General features: G+C 73.3%; 3 protein-coding genes. All 3 read left to right on the top strand.

What is annotated here, in order from left to right; all coding sequences use genetic code 11:
* Nucleotides 1-47 precede the first annotated feature (47 nt).
* Nucleotides 48-824: an alpha/beta fold hydrolase gene (locus ABZ382_RS19200; protein ID WP_357090511.1), complete on the top strand. Its 777-nt coding sequence runs from the start codon at nucleotides 48-50 to the stop codon at nucleotides 822-824.
* Nucleotides 825-938: 114 nt separating this feature from the next.
* On the top strand, nucleotides 939-14,078 hold the full coding sequence (locus ABZ382_RS19195; RefSeq protein ID WP_357090509.1) for a type I polyketide synthase: 13,140 nt from the start codon (nucleotides 939-941) through the stop codon (nucleotides 14,076-14,078).
* A 50-nt stretch (nucleotides 14,079-14,128) separates the two neighbouring features.
* Entirely contained in the window at nucleotides 14,129-23,137 is a 9,009-nt protein-coding gene (locus ABZ382_RS19190) for an SDR family NAD(P)-dependent oxidoreductase (protein ID WP_357090507.1), read from the top strand.
* Nucleotides 23,138-23,140: the final 3 nt, after the last annotated feature.

Below are 23,140 nucleotides of genomic sequence, written 5' to 3'. Positions count from 1 at the left end.
GGTGCCCGGCGCGAAACCGTTGGGTATACGACAAGGGAATTCGTGTGATGGAAAAACGTCTGTCCGGCAACCCTTCTCCGAACGCGTGGATTCGCCGATTCGGTCCGGCGCCCGACGCCCCGCACCGATTGGTTTGCTTTCCGTACGCGGGTGGATCCGCGAGTTATTTCTTCCAATGGATGCGGGCCCTCGCACCCGAAATCGACGTACTCGCCGTGCAATATCCCGGCCGCCAGGAACGTCGCACCGAAACGGTTGTCGACGATATCGACCGGCTCGCCGATCACATTGCCGCGGAATTGCTTCCGTGGCTGGACCGGCCCACCGCGTTCTTCGGCCACAGCATGGGAGCGATCCTCGCCTTCGAGGTCGCGCTGCGACTGGAACGCTCCGGGAACCGGCTCACCGAACTGTTCGTCTCCGGCCGGCGCGCGCCCGCCACCAGCCGCGACGAGCGCACCTACCTGGCCGATGACGCGGAGCTGCTCGACGATGTCGTCCGGCTGGGCGCGACCGACGCCGCCGCGCTCGCCGATCCGGAGATCGCCGCCATGGTGCTTCCGGTCATCCGCGGCGACTACCGCGCCATCGAACGCTACCGGTGGACCGGCGGGCCCCGGGTGCGCTGCGGGATAACGGCGTTCACCGGGGACCTCGATCCCAAGACCACCGTCGCCGAGATGGCCGAATGGCGGTCGCACACGCACGGCGAGTTCGAGTTGCGCGAGTTTCGCGGGGGCCATTTCTTCCTCAACGAGCACGTCGCCGCGCTGCACGCGGAGATCCGGGACCGGGCCACCGGCACCGCCATGTGGTCGAAATAACTGAATTACCAACGGATTACCAACCTGTTCCGACCGCGCGGCTACGTTGAAATCACGCCTTCTGATGGCGTCACTTCCACACCACGTGCCGAATAGGCAAGGGGGAGAGCCGTTTTGAGTTCCAACAACGCCACCGATAATGCCGGGATCGCCGTCATCGGATTCGCGTGCCGCCTACCCGGCGCGGGCAACCCCGCCGAGTTCTGGGAACTGCTGAGCTCGGGCACCAGCGCCATCTCCTCCTGGCCCGACGACCGCGCCGCGTACGCCGGGGCGGGTGACCGTCCCGAGCGGCGCGGCGCGTTCCTGGCCGACGTCGAGGGCTTCGACGCACCCTTCTTCGGGATCTCGCCGCGCGAGGCGGCCGCGATGGATCCGCGCCAGCGGCTGGTGCTCGAACTCGCCTGGGAGGCCCTGGAAGACGCCGGCACCCGGCCCGAGCGGCTGCGCGGCGGCGACACCGCGGTACTGGTCGGCACCCACCGCGACGACTACGCCGCCCTGCTCGGCACCCTGCCCGAGGACGCCATCACCCAGCACAGCCTGACCGGCGCCAGCCGCGGCGTGATCGCCAACCGGGTCTCCTACTTCCTCGGCGTGCACGGGCCCAGCCTGACCGTCGACTCGGTGCAGTCCTCGGCCCTGGTGGCGGTGCATCTGGCCTGCCAGAGCCTGCGCACCGGAGAGGCGTCCACCGCCCTGGTGGCCGGCGTCAACCTGAACCTGTCCGCGGCGACCGCGGTCGCGACCGAGCGCTTCGGCGGCCTCTCGCCCACCGGCACCTCCGCCGCCTTCGACGCGCGCGCCGACGGATTCGTGCGCGGTGAGGGCGCGGTCGCGCTGCTGCTCAAGCCACTGGCCGACGCCATCGCCGCCGGTGACCGCATCCACGGTGTGATCCACGGCAGCGCGGTCAACAACGACGGCGCGACCGAGGGACTCACGGTGCCCGGGCAGGCCGCCCAGGAGCGGGTCCTGCGGGAGGCGTACCGGCGGGCCGGGGTGTCCGCGGCGCAGGTCCAGTACGTCGAGACGCACGGCACCGGGACGCCGGTCGGCGATCCGATCGAGGCGGCCGCGCTGGGCGCGGTACTGGGGTCGGGCCGGACCCGGCCGCTGCCGATCGGCTCGGTGAAGACCAATATCGGGCACCTGGAGGGCGCGGCCGGGCTGGCCGGACTGCTCAAAGTGCTGCTGTGCCTGCGGAACCGGCAGCTGCCGCCGAGCCTGAACTTCTCGGACCCGAACCCCGCGATCCCGTTCGGTGAGCTGAATCTCGCTGTGCAGACCGAGCTTTCGGAGTGGCCCGAGCCTTCCGTGCCGCTGCTGGCGGGGGTGAGCTCGTTCGGGATGGGCGGCACCAACTGCCACCTCGTGGTCGGTGAAGCGCCGGCAACCGAGCCGGTGGCCGAGGCGGGCCGTCCGCTCGCGGTCGCGCCGTGGGTGCTCTCGGCGCGCACGCCCGAAGCGCTCGCCGACCAGGCGACGCGGCTCGCGGAACTCACCGCGCGGGATCCCGCCGATGTGGGCTGGTCGCTTGCCACCACCCGGACGACGTTCGACCACCGCGCCGTGGTCGCCGCGGGCGACGGCCCGGCCCGCCAGCGTGCGCTCGAGGCGCTCGCCGCGGGGCTGCCCGCCCCGCAGCTGGTGACCGGCTCGATCGAGCCGGGCGAGCTCGCGGTGGTGTTCTCCGGCCAGGGCGGTCAGCGGATCGGGATGGGCCTGGAGCTCTACCGCGAATTCCCGGTCTTCGCCGCGGAATTCGACGCCATCGCCGCGCTCCTGGACCGGCCGCTGCGCGACCTCATCGCCACCGGTGAGGACCTGGACCGGACCGGCTACGCGCAGCCCGCGCTGTTCGCGCTGCAGGTGGCGCTGTATCGGCTGGTCGAATCCTGGGGTATCACACCGGATTTCGTCGCCGGACACTCCATCGGTGAGATCGCCGCGGCGCATGTGGCGGGGGTGCTGTCGCGCGCCGACGCGGCCACCCTGGTGGCGGCGCGCGGACGGCTCATGCAGGCGCTGCCGAGCGGCGGGGCCATGATCGCGCTGGAAGCCACCGAGGACGAGGTTGCGCCGCTGCTGGCCGGACTGCCCGAGCTGGGCATCGCCGCCGTCAACGGGCCGCGCGCGGTCGTCATCGCCGGACAGGAGCCCGGCGCGGTCGAGGTCGCCGCCCTGGTGACCGCCATGGGACGGAAGACCAAGCGGCTCAATGTCTCCCACGCCTTCCACTCGCCGCTCATGGAGCCGATGCTCGGCGATTTCGCGGCGGTGGTGCGGACCCTGACCTTCGCACAGCCGACCCTGCGGGCGGTGTCCTCGGTGACCGGGGGACCCGCGCAGGAGTGGGCGTCGGCGGACTACTGGGTGGAGCACATCCGGCAGCCGGTGCGCTTCATGGACGCCGTCCGGGCCCTCGAAACCTACGGCGTGACACAGGCATTCGAGCTCGGCCCCGACGGGGTGTGCTCGGCCATGATCGCCGACGCGGCCGTCGACGCCGAGCGGATCACCGCCGTCCCGGCGCTGCGCCCGGATCGCGACGAACCCGCCACCATCGTGACCGCGGCGGGGCAGCTGTTCACCCGGGGCGCGCGGATCGACTGGCCCGCACTGTTCTCCGGGTCCGGTGCGCGGGTCGTGGACCTGCCGACGTATCCGTTCCAGCGTCGCCGGTACCCGTTGCTGGGCGGTGCTGTCGTACCAGCTGTCGCTCCGGCGGCGACCTCGCGGGCGACGGCTACCGCCGGGCCGGAGGAGGCGGCGGTCGCCGCTCGCGCCATGGCGGGGATCGACGTGGACGCGCTGGTCACCGGCCATATCCGGGCCGTGCTCGGCTTCGACGCCACCGAACGCGTCGACCACCATGCCCGCTTCCGTGACCTCGGGTTCGATTCCCTGCTCGGTGTCGAGCTGCGCAAGGCCCTCGCCCGCGCCACCGACCTGAGCCTGCCCGGCGGACTGCTGTTCGACTACCCGACGCCCGCGGCCCTGATCGACTACCTGAACGCCGCGCTCACCGGCACCGCGAACGACGCTGCGGCCGAGGCGTTCACGGCCGCCGGTGACGAACCCATCGCCATCGTCGGCATGGCCTGCCGCTATCCCGGCGGCATCGCCGGACCCGACGACCTGTGGCGGGTGGTGGCCGACGGCATCGACGCCATCACCGAATTCCCGGCCGACCGCGGGTGGGACGAGGCCCTCTTCGACGGGGACCGGCCCGGCGGCAGCTACGTGCGGCTCGGCGGCTTCCTCGAGCACGCCGACGAGTTCGACGCGGGCCTGTTCGGCATCTCGCCGCGCGAGGCGCTGGCCATGGACCCGCAGCAGCGGCTGCTGCTCGAAACCTCCTGGGAGGCCATCGAACACGCGAGCATCGATCCGCAGTCGCTCGCCGGTTCGCGCACGGGCGTCTTCGTCGGCGCGACCGTCTCGGACTACGGCCCGCGCATGCACACGCCAGCGGCGGGCACCGAGGGCTACGTGCTGACCGGTACCGCCAACAGCGTGATGTCGGGTCGCATCGCCTACCAGCTGGGCCTGCTCGGCCCGGCGCTGACCGTGGACACCGCGTGCTCCTCGTCGCTGGTCGCCATTCACCTCGCGGTGCGCTCGCTGCGCGCGGGGGAGTCCGCCCTGGCGCTGGCCGGTGGCGCGGCCGTGATGGCCAATCCCGGCATGTTCGTGGAGTTCTCGCGCCAGCGCGGCCTCGCGCCCGACGGCCGCTGCAAGCCGTTCGCGGCCGCCGCCGACGGCACGGCATGGGCCGAGGGCGCGGGCGTGCTGCTGCTGGAACGGCTCTCCGACGCGCGCCGCAACGGCCACCGGGTACTCGGTGTCATTCGCGGCACCGCCATCAACCAGGACGGCGCGTCCAATGGCCTGACCGCGCCCAACGGTCCCGCGCAGCGGCGCGTGATCGGCGAGGCCCTCGCCGACGCCGGGCTGACCGCCGGCGCGGTCGACGCGGTGGAGGCGCACGGCACCGGCACCGCGCTGGGCGACCCCATCGAGGCCGACGCCCTGCTCGCGACCTATGGCGCACAGCGTGACTCGGGCCGGCCCCTGTACCTGGGATCGCTGAAATCCAATATCGGCCACGCGCAGGCGGCCGCCGGTGTGGCCGGCGTGATCAAGATGGTGCAGGCCATGCGGCACGGCGTGCTGCCCGGCACCCTGCACCTCGACGCGCCCACCCCGCACGTCGACTGGTCGGCGGGCAGCGTCGAACTGCTGGCCCAGCCGCGCGACTGGCCGCGCGGGGAGCAGCCGCGCCGCGCCGGCGTGTCCTCGTTCGGCATCAGCGGCACCAACGCCCACCTGGTCCTCGAAGAGGCCGAACCCGATTCCCCGGCAACCACGATCCCCGCGACGGCCTCCGGGCCGGTGGCCTGGCTGGTGTCCGGCCGCGACCGTCAGGCCCTGGTCGGCCAGGCGGGCAAGCTGGACGAGTTCCTCGCCGCCCGGCCGGACGCGTCGATCGGCGCGTTCGCACAGTCGCTGGTGCGGACCCGGGCGCTGCTGCCCGAACGCGCGGTCGTGGTCGGCCGCACCCACGCGGATTTCCGAGCCGGTCTGGCTGCCCTGCGTGCCGGAACCGATGCGCCGCAGCTGGTTTCGGGCCGGGCCGCCCGTGCGGTGCGCACGGCGTTCCTGTTCACCGGTCAGGGCGCGCAGCGTCTCGGTATGGGGCAGGAGCTCTACGCCGCCTTCCCTGCGTTCGCCGCGGCCTTCGACCAGGTGTGCGCGGCCTTCGACCCGTGGCTGGCGCTGCCGTTGCGCGAGGTCGTTCGCGACCACGCCGACGCCCTGGACCGGACCGAGTACACCCAGCCCGCCCTGTTCGCGGTGGAGGTGGCGCTCGCCGCGCTGTGCCGCGAGCTGGGCCTGATTCCCGATGCGGTGGCCGGTCATTCGATCGGTGAGCTGGCGGCGTTGCACGTCGCCGGCGGTATCGGATTGGCCGATGCCGCGAAGCTGGTCGCCGCGCGCGGTCGGCTGATGCAGGCGGCGCGAGCGGGTGGGGCGATGATCGCCATCGGCGCGCCCGCCGAGGAGGTCGCCGCCTCCCTCGACGGGTACGCGGTGGACATCGCGGCGGTGAACGGACCTGCCTCCGTGGTGATCTCCGGTGACACCGACGCCGCCGAGGCCGTCGCCGAGCGGTGGCGGGCCGCGGGTCACCGCACGCACACGCTGCGGGTCAGCCACGCCTTCCATTCCGCGCACATGGATTCCGCGCTGGCGGAGTTCCGGGCCGTCGCGGAGTCGGTGTCCTTCACCGACCCCGTGATTCCCGTGGTGTCCGCGCTCTCGCCCGAGCAGGCCGACCTCACCTCGCCCGACTACTGGGTGCGTCAGCTGCGCGGCACCGTGCGCTTCCTGGACGCCGTGCGCCGGCTCGAGGACGACGACATCCGGCTGTTCGTGGAGATCGGCCCCGACGCCGTGCTCACCGCCATGGCCCGCGAATCCTTCGGGGCCCCGGCCTCGATCGCGGTGCCCCTGCTCCGCCGCGGCCGCCCCGAGGACGACACCTTCGTGACCGGTCTGGCCACCGCGCACGTTCACGGCGCGCCCGCCGACCTGACCGCCCTGGTCGAATCGCCGTCGGCCACGGTCGAACTGCCCACCTACGCGTTCCAGCGCGGCAGCTACTGGCTGCGCGGCGGCACCGAGCGTCCCGCCGCCGGACATCCGATCCTCACCACCCGGGTGGACCGCGCGGACCGGGACGAGGTGCTCTTCAGCGGCACCCTGACCACCGCCGAACACGGCTGGCTGCGCGACCACGTCATCGCCGGTGCGCCGATCCTGCCCGCCGCCGCCTTCGTGGACTTCGCCGTCGCCGCGGCGAATCTGCTGGGCGCCGAACAGGTGTCCGAAGTCGTGGTGGAAGCCGCACTGCCGCTCGACGGTTCGGTCGAGGTGCAGCTGATCGCCGGGGCCGCCGGTGCGAACGAGCGGCGGCCCTTCACGATCCACGCCCGCACCGCCGAGGACGCGCCCTGGTCGCGGCACGCCTCCGGATTCTTCGACCTCGCCGCCGTGCCCGCCCCCGGCCTCGGCGACGAGTGGCCCGCGCCGGATGCCGTCGAGGAGCCGATCGAGCACGCCTACGACCGGCTCGCCGGCCTCGGCTACCAGTACGGCGCCGCCTTCCGTGGCCTGACCCGCTGGTGGCGCACCGACGACGCGCTGTTCGCGGAAGTCCGGCTGCCCGATGCCCGCATCGACGAGGCCGGTCGCTACGGTCTCCATCCCGCGCTGCTCGATGCCGTACTGCACCCGCTGGTGCTGGACCTGGCCGATGCCGCCGGGCTCCGGGAGATGCTGCTGCCGTACGCGTTCTCCGCGGTGCGCGTGAGCCTTCCGGGCGCGAGCGCGCTGCGCGCCCGGCTGATCCGCACCGGCCGGACGTCGGCCGAGATCACCGTCACCACCGATGACGGCACCCCGGTCGCCGTCATCGGGGCGCTGGACTTCCGGCCCACCGCCGTCGCGGGCTTGGTCACCAGGCCGCCGCTGTACGCCCTGGCCTGGCAGCCGCTGCCTGAATCCGAGTCCACCGGAACCGAAGTCGAGACCCTCGTCCTCGAACCCGGAGACACTCCCGAACAGGTGCACGCGGCCACGATCCTGGCCACCGAATCGATCCAGCGCCACCTGGCCGAGGCGAGCTCGCCGCTCGTCCTCGTCACCCGCGGCGCGGTGGCCACCACCGCGGGCGAGCGGGTCGACGATCTCGCCGGCGCCGCCGTGTGGGGCCTGGCCCGCGTCGCCGCCACCGAACACCCCGGACGGGTGCTGGTGCTCGACATCCCGGCGCGGGACGAGATCGGGGACTGGCCGAACCGCGCCGCCGCCTCCGGGGAAGCCCAGCTCGCCGTCCGCGACGGCGCGCTGCACATCCCCCGGGTCGCCACGCGCACCACCGAATTCACCGACGCCCCGATCCGCGCCGACGGCACCGCGCTGATCACCGGCGGCACCGGCGGACTCGGCGCGCTGTTCGCCCGCCACCTGGTCGTCGAACACGGTGTGCGCCACCTGCTGCTGGTCAGCCGCCGCGGCCCGGCCACCCCGGGCGCCGAGGAGCTGACCGCCGACCTGCGCGCCGCCGGTGCGACCGTCGAGGTGCTCGCCGCCGATATGGCCGATCCGAATGCCGTCGCCGGGGTCCTCGCCGCGATCCCCGCCGACCGTCCGCTGCGGGTGGTCGTGCACGCGGCGGGCACGCTCGCCGACGCCATGATCGACACGCTGACCGCCGAGCAGATCCACACCGTGCTGCGCCCGAAGGTCGACGCCGCCTGGCAGCTGCACCGGGCCACGGCCGCACTGGATCTCGACGCGTTCATCCTGTTCTCCTCGCTGTCGGGCACCATCGGCACGGCGGGACAGGGCAATTACGCCGCCGCCAACGCCTACCTCGACGGCCTCGCCGCCCATCGCGCCGCCGCCGGCTTGCCCGCGCGCTCCCTGGCGTGGGGCCTGTGGGACACCTCGGTCGGCATGGGGACGGGTCTGTCCGCCGCCGATATCGAGCGCTGGAAGCGCCTGGGCGCACCGCCGCTGACCGTCGAGGCGGGCCTGGCGCTGTTCGACACCGCGCTCGGCAGCCCCGAACCGGTCGTGGTCGCGGCGACCATCGACTACGGCGTGCCCGCCGCGGCCGCCCCGGCCATCCTGCGCGCACCCGTGCGCCGGGGGAACCGGACCGCGGGCGGCACCTGGGCCGACCGCATGACCGCCCTCGCCGACGACCGGCGCGCCGACGCGCTGCTGGAGTACGTGCTGAGCGTGAGCGCTGCCGTGCTGGGCCATGATTCGGCCTCCGGCCTCGACGCCGACAGCGCCTTCCGGGAACTGGGCTTCGACTCGCTGGCCGGGCTCGAACTGCGCAACCGGATCGGCGCCGAGACCGGTTTCACCCTGGGCGCGACCGTCGTCTTCGACCACCCGTCGCCGACCGCGCTGGCCACCCACCTTGGGGAACTGCTGCGGCCGAAGCAGCCCGCCACCGCCACGGTGGCGGTGAAAGCCCGTGCTGCCCAAGACGATCCGATCGTGATCGTCGGTATGGCCTGCCGCTATCCCGGCGACGTCCGCACACCCGGTCACCTGTGGCAGCTCGTCGCCGACGGTGTCGACGCCATCGGCGAGTTCCCGGTCAACCGGGGGTGGAACGTGGACGAGCTCTACGATCCGCGCTCCGAACGGCCGGGCACCTCCTCGACCAAGAACGGCGGCTTCCTCTACGACGCCGACCTGTTCGACGCCGACTTCTTCGGCATCTCCCCGCGCGAGGCCACGGCCACCGACCCGCAGCAGCGCCTGCTGCTCGAAACCGCCTGGGAGGCCATGGAATACGCGGCCATCGACCCGGCGACCCTGCGCGGCAGCCGCACCGGCGTCTTCACCGGCGCCATGTACGACGACTACGCCATCCGGGTGCAGGGCGCGGCGGGCGAATTCGAGGGCCTGCTGCTGGCGGGCAACCTGTCCAGCGTGATCTCCGGTCGCCTGGCCTACACCTTCGGCTTCGAGGGTCCCGCGATCACGGTCGACACCGCCTGTTCGTCCTCGCTGGTGGCCATGCACCTGGCCGCGCAGTCGCTGCGCAGCGGCGAATGCGATCTCGCGGTCGCCGGCGGCGTCACCGTCATGTCCACCCCGAACACCTTCGTCGAGTTCTCCCGGCAGCGCGGCCTGTCCGCCGACGGCCGCTGCAAGGCGTTCGGCGCCGACGCCGACGGCACCGGCTGGTCCGAGGGCGTGGGACTGGTCGTGCTGCAACGACTCTCCGACGCCCGCGCCGCCGGGCACGAGGTGCTGGCCGTGCTGCGCGGCACCGCCGTCAACCAGGACGGCGCGTCCAACGGCCTGACCGCGCCGTCGGGCCCCGCGCAGGAACGGGTGATCCGCGCGGCCCTGGCCGACGCCGGACTGTCCGCCGCCGAGGTGGACGCCGTGGAAGCGCACGGCACGGGCACCCGGCTGGGCGACCCGATCGAGGCGCAGGCGCTACTCGCCACCTACGGCAGCGACCGCGCCGCCGACCGGCCGCTGTGGCTCGGATCGCTGAAGTCGAATATCGGTCACTCGCAGGCGGCTTCGGGCGTGGGCGGCGTGATCAAGATGATCGAGGCCATGCGCCGGGGCGTGCTGCCGCGCACCCTGCACGCCGAAACGCCCAGCCCGCACGTGGACTGGTCCTCGGGCGCGGTGCGCCTGCTGACCGAGGCCCGGCCGTGGCCGGAGACCGGGCAGCCCCGCCGGGCCGGTGTGTCGTCGTTCGGTGTCAGCGGCACCAACGCGCACGTCATTCTCGAGCAGCCCGCCCCGCGGACCGCCGTCGCGGTCGCCCCGGAGCAGCCGGTGCCCTGGATCCTGTCCGCCAAGGACGACGCCGGACTGCGGGAGGTCGCCGCCCGGCTGCGCGACCACCTGGCCGACACCGACGCTCGCCCGGCCGATCTCGGCCTCACCCTCGCGACCGGACGCGCGCGGCACGATGTGCGCGCCGCCATCACCGGTGAGCCCGCCGAGCTGGCCCGGGCCCTCGACGACATCGCTGCGGACCGGCCGAACACCGCCGTCGCCCGGGCGCAGCGGGGATCGCGCGGGAAGCTGGGCATGCTGTTCACCGGGCAGGGCAGTCAGCGGCTCGGGATGGGCCGCGAACTGTACGAGACCTCACCGGTTTTCGCGGGCGTCTTCGACGAGATCTGCGCGCTGCTGGACCCCGGTCTGGCGCGCCCGCTGCGCGAAGTGCTGTTCGCTCCGGAGGACTCCGCCGACTCGGCGCTGCTCGACCAGACGCATTTCGCGCAGGCCGCGCTGTTCGCCGTCGAGACGGCCCTGTACCGGACCGTCGAAAGTCACGGTCTGCGACCGGATTACCTGACCGGCCACTCGATCGGCGAGGTCGCCGCCGCCCACGCGGCCGGGGTGCTCGACCTGGCCGACGCCGCGACGCTGGTCTCGGCGCGCGGACGGCTCATGCAGGCGGCCCGCTCGCACGGCGCGATGATCGCCGTCGAGGCCACCGAGGCGGAGCTGGCCCCGGACCTGGCGGGATACGGCGACGCCGTGGTGATCGCCGCGATCAACGGCCCGCGTTCGACCGTCATCTCCGGTGACGCCGACGCCGCCGCCGCGGTCGCCGAGCTGTGGCGCGAACGCGGCCGCAAGGTGCGGCAGCTGCCGGTCAGCCATGCCTTCCACTCCCCGCACATGGACGACGTGCTCGACGAATTCCACCGCGCCATCGCGCATCTGGACTTCCGGCCGCCGACCATTCCCCTGGTCTCCAATGTCACCGGAACCCTGGCCACGGTGGAGGAGGTGACCGATCCCGGGTACTGGGTCCGCCACATCCGCCTCGCGGTGCGCTTCCTCGACGGCATCCGCTACCTCGAGAGCGCCGGCGTCACCGACTTCGTGGAGATCGGGCCCGACGGGGTGCTCTCCGCGCTGGCGCAGCAGACCCTCACCGCCACCGACGGTTTCGCCGCGCCCGTGCTGCGTCGCGGCCGTTCGGAGCGGCAGACCCTGACCGCGGCGGTGGCGATCGCGGGTATGCGCGGCCATCGCGTGGACTGGGACAGCCTGTACCCCGGCGCGCGTCGGGTGGCCGCGCCCACCTACCCCTTCCAGCACAAGCGGTACTGGCTCGAACCTGCGGGCCGGACACTGAATCTCGCCGGTCTGGGCCTGGGAGCCGCCGACCACGAGCTGCTGGGTGCGGCCGTCCCGATCGCCAATCGCGACGAGGTCCGGTTCACCACGCGCCTGAGTGTCGAATCCGTGCCGTGGCTGGCCGATCACGCCCTCGACGGCCTGCCGGTCGTGGCGGGCACGGCGCTGGTCGACATGGTCCTGCACGCCGCGGGCCGGGTCGGCTGCGACGAACTGGCCGAACTCACCATCGGCGCCCCGCTGGTGCTGCCGCCGGGCGGCGCCACCGTCCAGGTCGGCATCGGGCTGCCCGACGAACTGGGCCGCCGCAGTGCCGAAGTCCATTCGCGCCGCGGCGACGACGGCGAATGGGTCACGCACGCGAGCGGATTCGTGGTCGCCCGCACCGAGGACCGCAGCGCGGGCACGGTCGGGGCGATCGACGACTCCGAATTCGACCTCACCGGCGTCTACGAGCGGCTGCACGACCTCGGCTACCAGTACGGTCCCGCGTTCCAGGGGCTGAAGCGGGTGCGCCGCACCGACGAATCCCGGTTCGTCGCGGTCGAACTCCCCGAGGCGCGGCACGGCGACCACGTCGACCTGCACCCGGCCCTGCTCGACGCCGCGCTGCACGCGCTGCTGCCCGGCGTCACCGACGAGTCGGCCCGGTCGTGGCTGCCCTTCGCCTGGAGCGGCGTGCGGATCCACGCGACCGGAGCGACCGCGCTGCGGGTGCGCATCGACGTGGAGGACGCCAGCGCCGACGCGCTGCGGGTATCGCTGCACGCCGACGATCCGGCCGGAGCGCCGGTGGCCACCGTCGATTCACTGGTCCTGCGGGCCCGCACCGCCGTCACGGCCGCCACCGAGGTGGACGGGCTGCTCGTGCCGCGACTGCGGCCCGTGCGGACCGCGGGCGACGGCGTCGGGGTGCAGATCATCGAAGCGCCCACCGGCTCGCCCAAGGCCGTGCTGCACGCCACCCTGGAGACCATCCGCGACTGGCTCGCGCAGTCCGAGGGGCAGCGGCTCGCGATCGTCACCGCCGCGGGCGAACTCGGCCACGCGGGCATCCGCGGCCTGGTCCGGTCGGCGGAGGCGGAGAACCCGGGCCGGGTCACCGTCGTCGAGATCGACCAGTCCGAACGCTCGCGCGACGTCCTGGACCAGGCCGCCGCCACGGGTGAACCGCACGTCGTGGTGCGCGACGGCGAACTGTTCGCGCCCCGCCTCGAGCGGATGCGGCAGGTGGCGGGGGAGACCCCGGACTGGTCGCGGGGCACGGTCCTGATCACCGGCGGCACCGGCACCCTGGGCGCCCTGCTGGCCCGCCACCTGGTGGCCGAGCACGGCGCCCGGGACCTGCTGCTCCTCAGCCGCCGCGGCCCCGCCGCTCCCGGCGCGGCCGAATTGAGCTCGGAGCTGGCCGAATTCGGTGCGCGGGTCGCCATCGTGGCCGCCGACGTGACCGATCGCGCCGCGCTCGCCACCGCCATCGGCGACCGCACCATCGGCGCGGTCGTGCACACCGCGGGCCTCACCGAGGACGGCGTGGTCACCGCCCTCACCCGCGAACAACTCGACCGGGTGCTGCGGCCCAAGCTCGACGCGGCCTGGCACCTGCACGAACTCACCCTCGCCCACCAGCCCTCGGCCTTCGTCCTGTACTCCTCGGTGGCCGGCCTGCTCGGCACCGCCGGCCAGGCGAACTACGCGGCCGCCAACACCTACCTGGACGGTCTCGCCGAACACCGGCACGCCCAAGGCCTGCCCGCGACCTCGCTGGCATGGGGCCTGTGGGCCGGGAGCAGCGAACTCAGCGGCCACCTCGAGGACGTGGACCTGCGGCGGCTCGCCCGCTCGGGTCTGCTGCCCCTCGACCCGGCCGAGGCCCTGGATCTGTTCGACGCCGCCGTCCGCACCGGGGAACCGGTGCTCGCGGTGACCCGAATCGACCAGGAAGCCCTGCGCGCCAACGAGTCCGGGGTGCCCGCACCGCTGCGGGACCTGGTGCGCACCAAGGCGCGCCGCGCCGCCGCGGCGGCCTCGGCCGCACCGGACTTGTCGGCCCGGCTGGCCGGACTCGACCCCGACGCGCGCATCCAGGCGCTCGCCGATCTGGTCCGGGCCCGCGCCGCCGCGGCCCTGGGCCACGACGACGACTCCGCCGTCACCCGGGACCGGTCCTTCCAGGAGCTGGGATTCGACTCCCTCATGGCGGTCGAACTGCGCAACGACATCGGCAAGGCGCTCGGCCTGGCGCTGCCCGCCACGCTGATCTTCGATCACGCCAACCCGGCGGCCCTGGCCGAACACCTGGCCGGACAGCTCGGATTCGACACCGGCACCACCGAAGTGCCCGTGCTCGAACTGATCGACGGCCTGCGCCCGTCCATCACGGCCGCGCTGACCGACACCGCCACCGGCCAGGCCGCGGCCATCGCGGCCCGGTTGCGGGAACTGCTGAGCCTGGTCACCGCCGACACCGGCTTCGAGGGCGATCTCGACGCGGCGACCGACGACGAGCTCTACGCGCTCATCGACGAGCTCGACTGAATTCCCCTACCTCCCTTCCTCTTCCGACCTCAACCGAAAGGCGGCGGCCGATGTCCGACCAGGCGAAGCTGCGCGAATACCTCAAGCGTGCGATCGCGGATTCCCACCAGGCCCGCAAGCAGCTGGCCGCCGTCGAGGAATCGATGCGCGAGCCGATCGCCGTGGTGGGACTGGGATGTCGCTATCCGGGCGGGGTCGTGAACCCGGCGGGACTGTGGGACCTGGTCACCCGGGGCGCGGACGCGGTCTCGGAATTCCCGACCAACCGCGGCTGGGACCTGGGCTCGCTGTTCGACAGCGACGCCGCGCAGGCGGGCCGGTCCTACAGCCGCGGCGGCGGATTCCTCCTCGACGCGGACCGGTTCGACGCGGGCTTCTTCGGACTGTCCCCGCGCGAGGCGCTGGCCATGGACCCGCAGCAGCGGCTGCTGCTCGAAACCGGCTGGGAGGCTTTGGAATCGGCGGGGCTGGTGCCGCGTGCGCTGCGCGGCACCCAGACCGGCGTGTTCGCCGGTCTCATGTACTCCGACTACGGGGCGCGGCCCGGTGTGGGCGGGGAGTTCGAAGGCTATCTGTTCGCCGGCAGCGCGGGCAGTATCGCGGTGGGCCGCCTGGCGTATCTGCTGGGTCTGGAGGGTCCGGCGATCTCGGTCGACACCGCGTGCTCGTCCTCGCTGGTGGCGCTGCACCTGGCGGCGCAATCCCTGCGGCGCGGGGAATGCGACCTGGCGCTGGCCGGTGGCGTCACGGTGATGTCGACGCCGCAGGCGTTCGTGGAGTTCTCCCGCCTGCGCGGTCTGTCGGAGGACGGCCGCTGCCGCTCCTACGGCGCCGGCGCCGACGGCACCGGCTGGGCCGAGGGCGCTGGTTTGCTGGTGCTGCAACGCTTGTCGGACGCGGTGGCGGCGGGGCGTGAAGTCCTGGCGGTCATCCGCGGCAGCGCGATCAATCAGGACGGCGCGTCCAACGGCCTGACCGCGCCGTCGGGCCCCGCGCAGGAGCGCGTGATCCGGGCGGCCCTGGCCGACAGCCGCCTGTCCGCCGGTGAGGTCGACGCCGTGGAAGGCCACGGCACCGGCACCCGGCTCGGCGACCCGATCGAGGCGCGGGCCCTGCTCGCCACCTACGGCAGCGATCGGGGCGATCGGCAGCCATTGCTGCTGGGCTCGCTGAAGTCCAACTTCGGGCATTCCCAGGCCGCCGCGGGCGTGGGCGGCGTGATCAAGATGATCGAGGCCATGCGGCACGGCGTGCTGCCCCGCACCCTGCACGCGGAAACCCCCACCCCCGAAGTGGATTGGTCCTCGGGGGCGGTGGAGCTGCTCGTCGAGCCGCGGGACTGGCCCGAGACGGGTCAGCCGCGCCGTGCCGGTGTGTCGTCGTTCGGGTTCGGCGGCACCAATGCGCACGTGATCGTCGAACAGGCACCGGTACCGGAAGCCGCTGAGCCGCAACCGGTCACGGTGGAACTGCCCGTGGTGCCGTGGCTCGTCTCGGGCCGCACCCCCGAGGCCGTGGAAGCGCAGACCGCCAGACTGCGTGAGTACGTGGCGGGTTCGCCCGCCACCGAACTGGATATCGCCTACTCACTGGCCACCGCGCGCACCGCCTTCGAGCACCGCACCGTGCTGTGGCCGGGCGCGGACGCCGCCGACACCGCGCCCATCGTCGCCGGTGACGGCGGGCTGGGCGTGGTCTTCACCGGCCAGGGCGCGCAGCGGATCGGCATGGGCGCGGAACTGGCGGCCCGCTTCCCGGTCTACGCCGAGGCCCTGAACGAGATCGCGGCCCTGCTGGACCCGCTGCTCGGCCGCTCGCTGCGGGAACTGATCACGAGCGGCGAAGGACTCGACGGCACCGGGATGGCGCAGCCCGCGCTGTTCGCCGTCGAGGTCGCCCAGTGGCGGCTGCTGCGCTCCTGGGGCGTGAATGTCCGTGCGGTGGCGGGCCATTCGGTGGGTGAGTTCGCGGCCGCGCACGTGGCCGGTGTGCTCTCGCTCGCCGACGCGGCTCGTCTGGTGGCCGCGCGTGGCGCGTTGATGCAGGCGCTGCCGACGGGTGGCGCGATGGTCGCGGTCTCGGTGTCGGAGGCGACGGTGCTTCCGTTGCTGGGCGATCAGGTGTCGATCGCGGCGGTGAACGGTCCGGAGTCCGTGGTCCTGTCGGGCCCGGAGGACGCCGTTCTGGCGGTTGTCGCTCGGCTGGATTGCCGTCACAAGCGGTTGACCGTGAGCCACGCCTTCCATTCGGCCCTGATGGACCCCATGCTCGAGCAGTTCCGCGCGGCCGCCGAGACCATCACCTACTCGCCGTCCACCATCCCGTTCGTCTCCACGCTCACCGGCCAGGTCACCGAGCCGGCGGGCGCGGACTACTGGGTGGACCAGGTGCGCGGGGCCGTCCGCTTCGCCGACGCCGCGACGACGCTCGCCGGGCTCGGCGTCGGCGCCATCGCCGAGATCGGCCCCGACGCCGTGCTCACACCGCTGCTGGAAGCCGTCACCGACACCCCCGCGATCGCGCTGCAGCGCCGCGACAGCGCCGAAGCCGACACCCTGGTCCGCGGCCTCGCGGGCCTGCACACGCACGGTATCGGCATCGACTGGGAGGCGTTCTTCGCCGGCACCGGCGCCCGCCGGGTCGCGCTGCCCACCTACGCGTTCCAGCGCGAGCGGTACTGGCTGCACCCGAACACGGCCTCGGCCGCCTCGGGTTTCGACCCGGTCGACCACCCGATCCTCACCGGCGTCCTGCACCTGTCCGATATCGACGGCGCGCTGCTCACCGGTGTGCTCGACCCCAATACCCAGCCCTGGCTGACCCAGCACACCATCGACGGCTCCACCATCGTCCCCGGCACCCTGCTGCTCGAGCTGGCCTTCCGGGCCGCCGCCGAAATCGCCGAAGAACCCTCCCGGGTCGAGGAATTCACCATCGCCGCGCCCCTGGAACTCACCGATCAGCCGGTGACGATCCGGGTCAGCGTCGCCGCCGCCGACGGCGACGGCAAGCGACCGGTGGAGATCCGTTCCCGCGTGGCGGGCGGCCAGGACTGGCGACTGCACGCCACCGGCCTGCTGGGTGAGGCCGACCCGAGCATCGACCCCGGTGTCATCGGGGAGTGGCCCCCGCGCGGCGCGCAGGAGGTCGACCTCACCGGGGCCTACGATCGCGCGGCCGACCACGGCTACGAGTACGGCCCGGTGTTCAACGGTCTGCGCAAGCTGTGGCGTCGCGGCGAGGACCTGTTCGCCGAACTGGTCCTCGACGACGAGTACGCCGCCGGGGCCGACCGGTTCACCGTGCACCCCGCCCTGCTCGACGCCGCGGCGCACGCCCTGGTCCCGGGCATCTCCGACACCGATCGGCCCGCGCTACTGCCGTTCTCGTGGTCCGGGGTCACGATCCCCGCCTTCCCGGCGACGGCGCTGCGGGTCCGGATCATCCCGGCCGGGCGCGGCGCGGTCGCCATGCTCATCGCCGACGAATCCGGCGCGACCCTCATCGCCGTGGACGCCCTGGCCCTGCGCCCCCAGGCCGCCGCCGGTGCGGACCAGACGCTGTTCGAGCTGGAGTGGAGCGAAATCCCCACTCCCGCCGCGATATCGGATCGCGGCGGGTGGGCGGCGGTCGGCGAAGTGCCGGGCGTGGCGACCCGATACGCCGAGCTGGACCAGGTCACCGGCACACCCGCCGTCGTCGTGGTCAAGCTGCCCGCCGCCGACCAGGGCGCGGAGATTCCTTCCGCCGCACACGATGTCGTCCATCGCACCCTCGCGGTCGTGCGCACCGCCATCCTCGACGAGCGGTTCGCGAATTCCCGTCTGGTGTTCCTCACCGAGTCCGCGGCCGGTCCTGCCGCCGCGAACCTGCCGCAGGCCGGAGCCTGGGGCTTGGTCCGCGCGGCCCAGACCGAACACCCGGACCGCTTCACCCTCATCGACGTCGACGCGGAACCCGGTTCGTGGGACGCCCTCGATGCCGCCATCGCGAGCGGTGAGCCGCAGGTGGCGATTCGCGCCGGGGCGCTGCATGTCCCGCGCCTCATCCGCGCCCGCGCCGCCACCGTCGACACCGATCCGTGGACGCAGGGGACCGTGCTGATCACCGGCGGCACCGGCACCCTCGGCGCGGCCCTCGCCCGGCATCTGGTCGATACCCACGGCACTCGCTCGCTGCTGCTGCTGAGCCGCCGCGGACCCGACGCGCCCGGCGCGCCCGACCTGCGGGCCGAATTGACCGAGCACGGAGCGGAAGTCACGATCCTGGCCTGCGACGTCACCGATCCGGCCGAGCTGGCCGCCGTCGTCGCCGCGCACCCGGTGCACGCGGTCGTGCACACCGCCGGCGTGCTCGCCGACGGCATCGTGGAATCGCTGACCCCCGACCAGGTCACCGGTGTGCTGCGGCCCAAGGTCGACGCGGCGTGGGCGCTGCACCAGGCCACCCGCGACCTGGATCTCGGTGCGTTCGTGCTGTTCTCGTCGCTGGCGGGTCTGGTCGGCACGGCGGGCCAGGCGAACTACGCCGCCGCCAACACCTTCCTGGACGCGCTCGCCGAGCACCGCCGCTCGCTCGGGCTGCCCGCGGTGTCCCTCGCCTACGGCCTGTGGGAGCAGGCCAGCGGCATCACCGACGAGATGAGCGCCGTCGACCGCGAGCGCATCCGCCGCATCGGCGTCCTGCCGCTGCCGACCGCCGCCGGGCTGCACGCCTTCGATGTCGCCACGGCCCTCGACGTCCCGCTGCTCGCGGTCACCGGCCTCGACATCGCCGCCCTGCGGTCCGCCGGCGACGTCCCGACGATGTTCCGCCGCCTGGCCCCCGCGACCCGCGCCCGCAAGGCTCCGCGCGACGGCTTCGCCGCCCGCCTGGCCCAGCTGTCCGAGACCGAGCGCGCCGCGGCCCTGCTGGACCTGGTCCGCACCAATGCCGCGGCGGTCCTGGGACATTCGGGCTCCAGTGCCGTCGGCGCGGACCGGTCCTTCCAGGATCTCGGGTTCGATTCGCTGACCGCGGTCGAACTGCGCAACCGGCTGGCCGAGGCCACCGGCGTGCGCCTGCCCGCCACCCTGGTCTTCGACTACCCGACGCCCGCCACCCTGTCGGAGCGGTTGTCCGGTGAGCTGGTCGGCGCGAAGCCGAGGGCCGCGGCGACGGCCACGGTGGCCGCCCGGGACGACGAACCGATCGCCATCGTCGGCGTCGGCTGCCGCTACCCCGGCGGCGTCACCGATCCGGAACAGTTGTGGGACCTCGTGTTCCGCGGCGTCGACGCGGTCTCGGAATTCCCCACCAACCGCGGCTGGGACCTGGGCTCCCTGTTCGACAGCGACGCCGAACAGGCCGGACGGTCCTACAGCCGCGGCGGCGGATTCCTGATGGACGCCGACCTGTTCGACGCGGGCTTCTTCGGGCTGTCCCCGCGCGAAGCCCTGGCCGTCGACCCGCAGCAGCGCATGCTGCTCGAAACCGGCTGGGAAGCATTGGAATCCGCGGGCATCGTGCCCCGCAGCCTGCGCGGCTCCCGGACCGGCGTGTTCGCGGGCGTGATGTACTCCGACTACGGCGCTCGCCCCGGCGTCGGCGGCGAACACGAGGGCTACCTGTTCGCCGGCAGCGCGGGCAGCATCGCGGTGGGCCGCCTGGCATACTCGCTGGGCCTGGAAGGACCCGCGATCTCGGTCGACACGGCCTGCTCGTCGTCCCTGGTGGCGCTGCACCTGGCCGCGCAGTCCCTGCGCCGCGGCGAATGCGATCTGGCCTTGGCCGGCGGCGTGACCGTCATGTCCACGCCGCAGGCGTTCGTGGAGTTCTCCCGGCTGCGCGGTCTGTCCGTGGACGGCCGATGCCGGTCCTTCGGCGCGGGCGCCGACGGCACCGGCTGGGCCGAAGGCGCGGGACTGCTCGCGCTGCAACGACTCTCCGACGCGCGCCGCGAGGGCCGCGAGGTGCTGGCCGTGCTGCGCGGCTCGGCCGTCAACCAGGATGGCGCGTCCAACGGGCTGACCGCGCCCAACGGCCCCTCCCAGGAACGCGTCATCCGCGACGCGCTCGCCGACGCCGCCCTGCTCGCCTCCGAGGTCGACGCGGTCGAGGGCCACGGCACCGGCACCCGCCTCGGCGACCCGATCGAGGCCCAGGCCCTGCTCGCCACCTACGGCAGCGACCGGGCGGGGGACCGTCCGCTGCTGCTGGGCTCGCTCAAATCCAACTTCGGGCACTCGCAGGCGGCCGCGGGCGTGGGCGGCGTGATCAAGATGATCGAGGCCATGCGCCGGGGCGTGCTGCCGCGCACCCTGCACGCGGAAACCCCGTCGCCCGAGGTGGATTGGTCCGCCGGGTCGGTGGAACTGCTGAACGAGGTGCGGGACTGGCCCGAGACCGGTCAACCGCGCCGGGCCGGTGTGTCGTCGTTCGGTTTCGGCGGCACCAACGCGCACGTCATCGTCGAACAGGCCCCGGATCCGGAAGCGGCCGAGCCGCAGGCGGTCTCGCTGGAACTGCCGGTGGTGCCGTGGCTGATCTCCGGCCGCACGCCGGCCGCGGTCGACGCCCAGGCGGCCCGGCTGCGGGAGTTCCTCGCGAATTCGACCGGGCGGGAACTGGATATCGCGTACTCGCTGGCCACCGCACGCACCCCCTTCGAGCACCGGGCCGCCGTGGTCGGCGGCGACACCGGGGAACTGGTCGCCGCGCTCGCCGACACCCTGCCGGTCACGGCGCGATCGGGCGGCACCGCCTTCGTCTTCACCGGCCAGGGCGCGCAGCGCCTCGGCATGGGAATGGGCCTGTACGAACGCTTCCCGGTCTTCGCCGCCGCGTTCGACGAGGCCGCCGCGCACCTCGACCCGCTGCTGGGCCGGTCGCTGCGCGAGCTGATCACCACCGGCGACGGTCTCGACGGCACCGGGATGGCGCAGCCCGCGCTGTTCGCCGTCGAGGTCGCCTTGGCGCGACTGCTGGCGCACTGGGGGATTCGCTGCGACTACGTCGCCGGGCATTCGGTGGGTGAGTTCGCGGCCGCGCACGTGGCCGGTGTGCTCTCGCTCGCCGACGCGGCTCGTCTGGTGGCCGCGCGTGGCGCGTTGATGCAGGCGCTGCCGACGGGTGGCGCGATGGTCGCGGTCTCGGTGTCGGAGGCGACGGTGCTTCCGTTGCTGGGCGATCAGGTGTCGATCGCGGCGGTGAACGGTCCGGAGTCCGTGGTCCTGTCGGGCCCGGAGGACGCCGTTCTGGCGGTTGTCGCTCGGCTGGATTGCCGTCACAAGCGGTTGACCGTGAGCCACGCCTTCCATTCGGCCCTGATGGACCCCATGCTCGACGAGTTCCGCGCTGTCGCGGAATCGGTCACCTACTCCACACCGGCCATCCCGTTCGTCTCGACCGTCACCGGTCGGATCGCCGAGCCCACCACCGCGCGGTACTGGGTCGACCAGATTCGCCGGCCGGTCCGGTTCGCGGATGCCGCAACCACATTGGCCGCGCTCGACGTCACCGTGCTGGCCGAGGTCGGACCCGACGCGGTGCTCACACCGCTGGCCGACCAGGTCACCGACACCGCCGCCATCGCCCTGCAACGACGCGACACCGACGAGGCCCACACCCTCATCGCGGGTGTGGCGCAGCTGCACTCCCTCGGCGCGACCGTCGACTGGGAGGCGTTCTTCACCGGCACCGGCGCGCGCCGGGTCGCCCTGCCCACCTACGCGTTCCAGCGCGACCGGTACTGGCTGCACCCGACCGCTCCCACCGCCACCTCGGGATTCGACCCGATCGAGCACCCCGTGCTGACCGGCGTCCTGCACCTGCCCGACGCCGACAGCGTGCTGCTCACCGGCGGCCTGAACCCGAACGCGCTGCCCTGGCTGGCCTCCCACAGCACGCCCGCCACCACCCTGGTCCCGCCCGCGGTCCTCATCGACCTGATGCTGCGGGCCGGCGACGAAGTCGGCGCGGACCACATCGAACAGCTGGAACTGACCCGCCCGCTCACCGTCCCCGCGGGCCAGGAGGCCCAGCTGCACGTGGTCATCGGCGCGGCCGACGACACCGGCCGCCGCACCGCGGGAATCCGGGCCAGATCCGCGGGCGGCACCTGGACCGCCATCGCCACCGGCGCCCTGGCCCGCGGCGGCGATCCGGGCACCCCGGTGCTGGCCGACCAGCCCGCCGAGCATCACCTGCCCGCCGAATCGGCCGTGCAGGCCACCGGATTCGCCCTGCACCCGGAACTGCTGGACGCGGCCCTGCCGAGCACCCTCGGCGCGGATTCACTGCTGGCACCGGTCATCTGGCGGAACGTCCGCCTGTACGCCACGGGCGCGGACGCGGTCCGGGCCCACGTGCGACCGGTGGACGGGGACGCGGTCACCGCGTATCTGACCGATCCGGCCGGGAACCCGGTGTTCAGCGCCGAAGCTGTCGAACTCCGGACCCTGGAACTCGGCATCGACGGTGAAACCGGCAGCGACACAGTGCGAACCGCGCCGGTTCGCCCGGCAGCCGTCACCGCCGACACCGCCGAGGTCTTGCGGACCCGGCTCGCCGATCTCGACGAGACCCGGCAGCTCGACGCCGTGGTGGACACCGTTCGCGCCCAGCTGGCCGCGGTCCTCGGCATCGCCGACCCCCTGAGCATCGAAGCCGACCGTCCGTTCCAGGAACTCGGCATGGACTCCATGACCGCGGTGCAGCTGCGCAACCGGCTCTCCCTGGCGACCGGAACCACGTTGCCCGCCACCGCCGTCTTCGACCGGCCCACTCCGGCCGACCTGGCCGCGTTCGTCCTCAACGCCCTGCGCCCGCCCGCCCCCGCCGACGTGCTGTGGGCGGAGCTGGACCGGTGGGAACGCGTCGCCGACGACCTGGGCGAGGCCGACCGCGACCGGATCGCCGAGCGGCTGCGCGAGCTGGCCGGACGCTGGGCGACGACCCCCGCCACCGAGAACCCCGCGACCGAGGCCGTCGACGCACACCTCGCCACCGCCTCGGCCGAGGAACTCCTGAGCTTCATCGACGGCGAACTCGGCCGCATTTCCGACCACGAGCTGGGCTGAAAG

It is taken from the genome of Nocardia sp. NPDC005825 (assembly GCF_040630175.1).
Classification (GTDB): Bacteria; Actinomycetota; Actinomycetes; order Mycobacteriales; family Mycobacteriaceae; genus Nocardia.
This window is presented reverse-complemented; position numbering and strand designations above follow the sequence as displayed.

Excerpts from the sequence above, each read along its gene's own strand:
- ABZ382_RS19200 (WP_357090511.1), top strand. The coding sequence starts at position 48 with ATGGAAAAACGTCTGTCCGGCAACCCTTCTCCGAACGCGTGGATTCGC.
- ABZ382_RS19190 (WP_357090507.1), top strand. The coding sequence starts at position 14,129 with ATGTCCGACCAGGCGAAGCTGCGCGAATACCTCAAGCGTGCGATCGCG.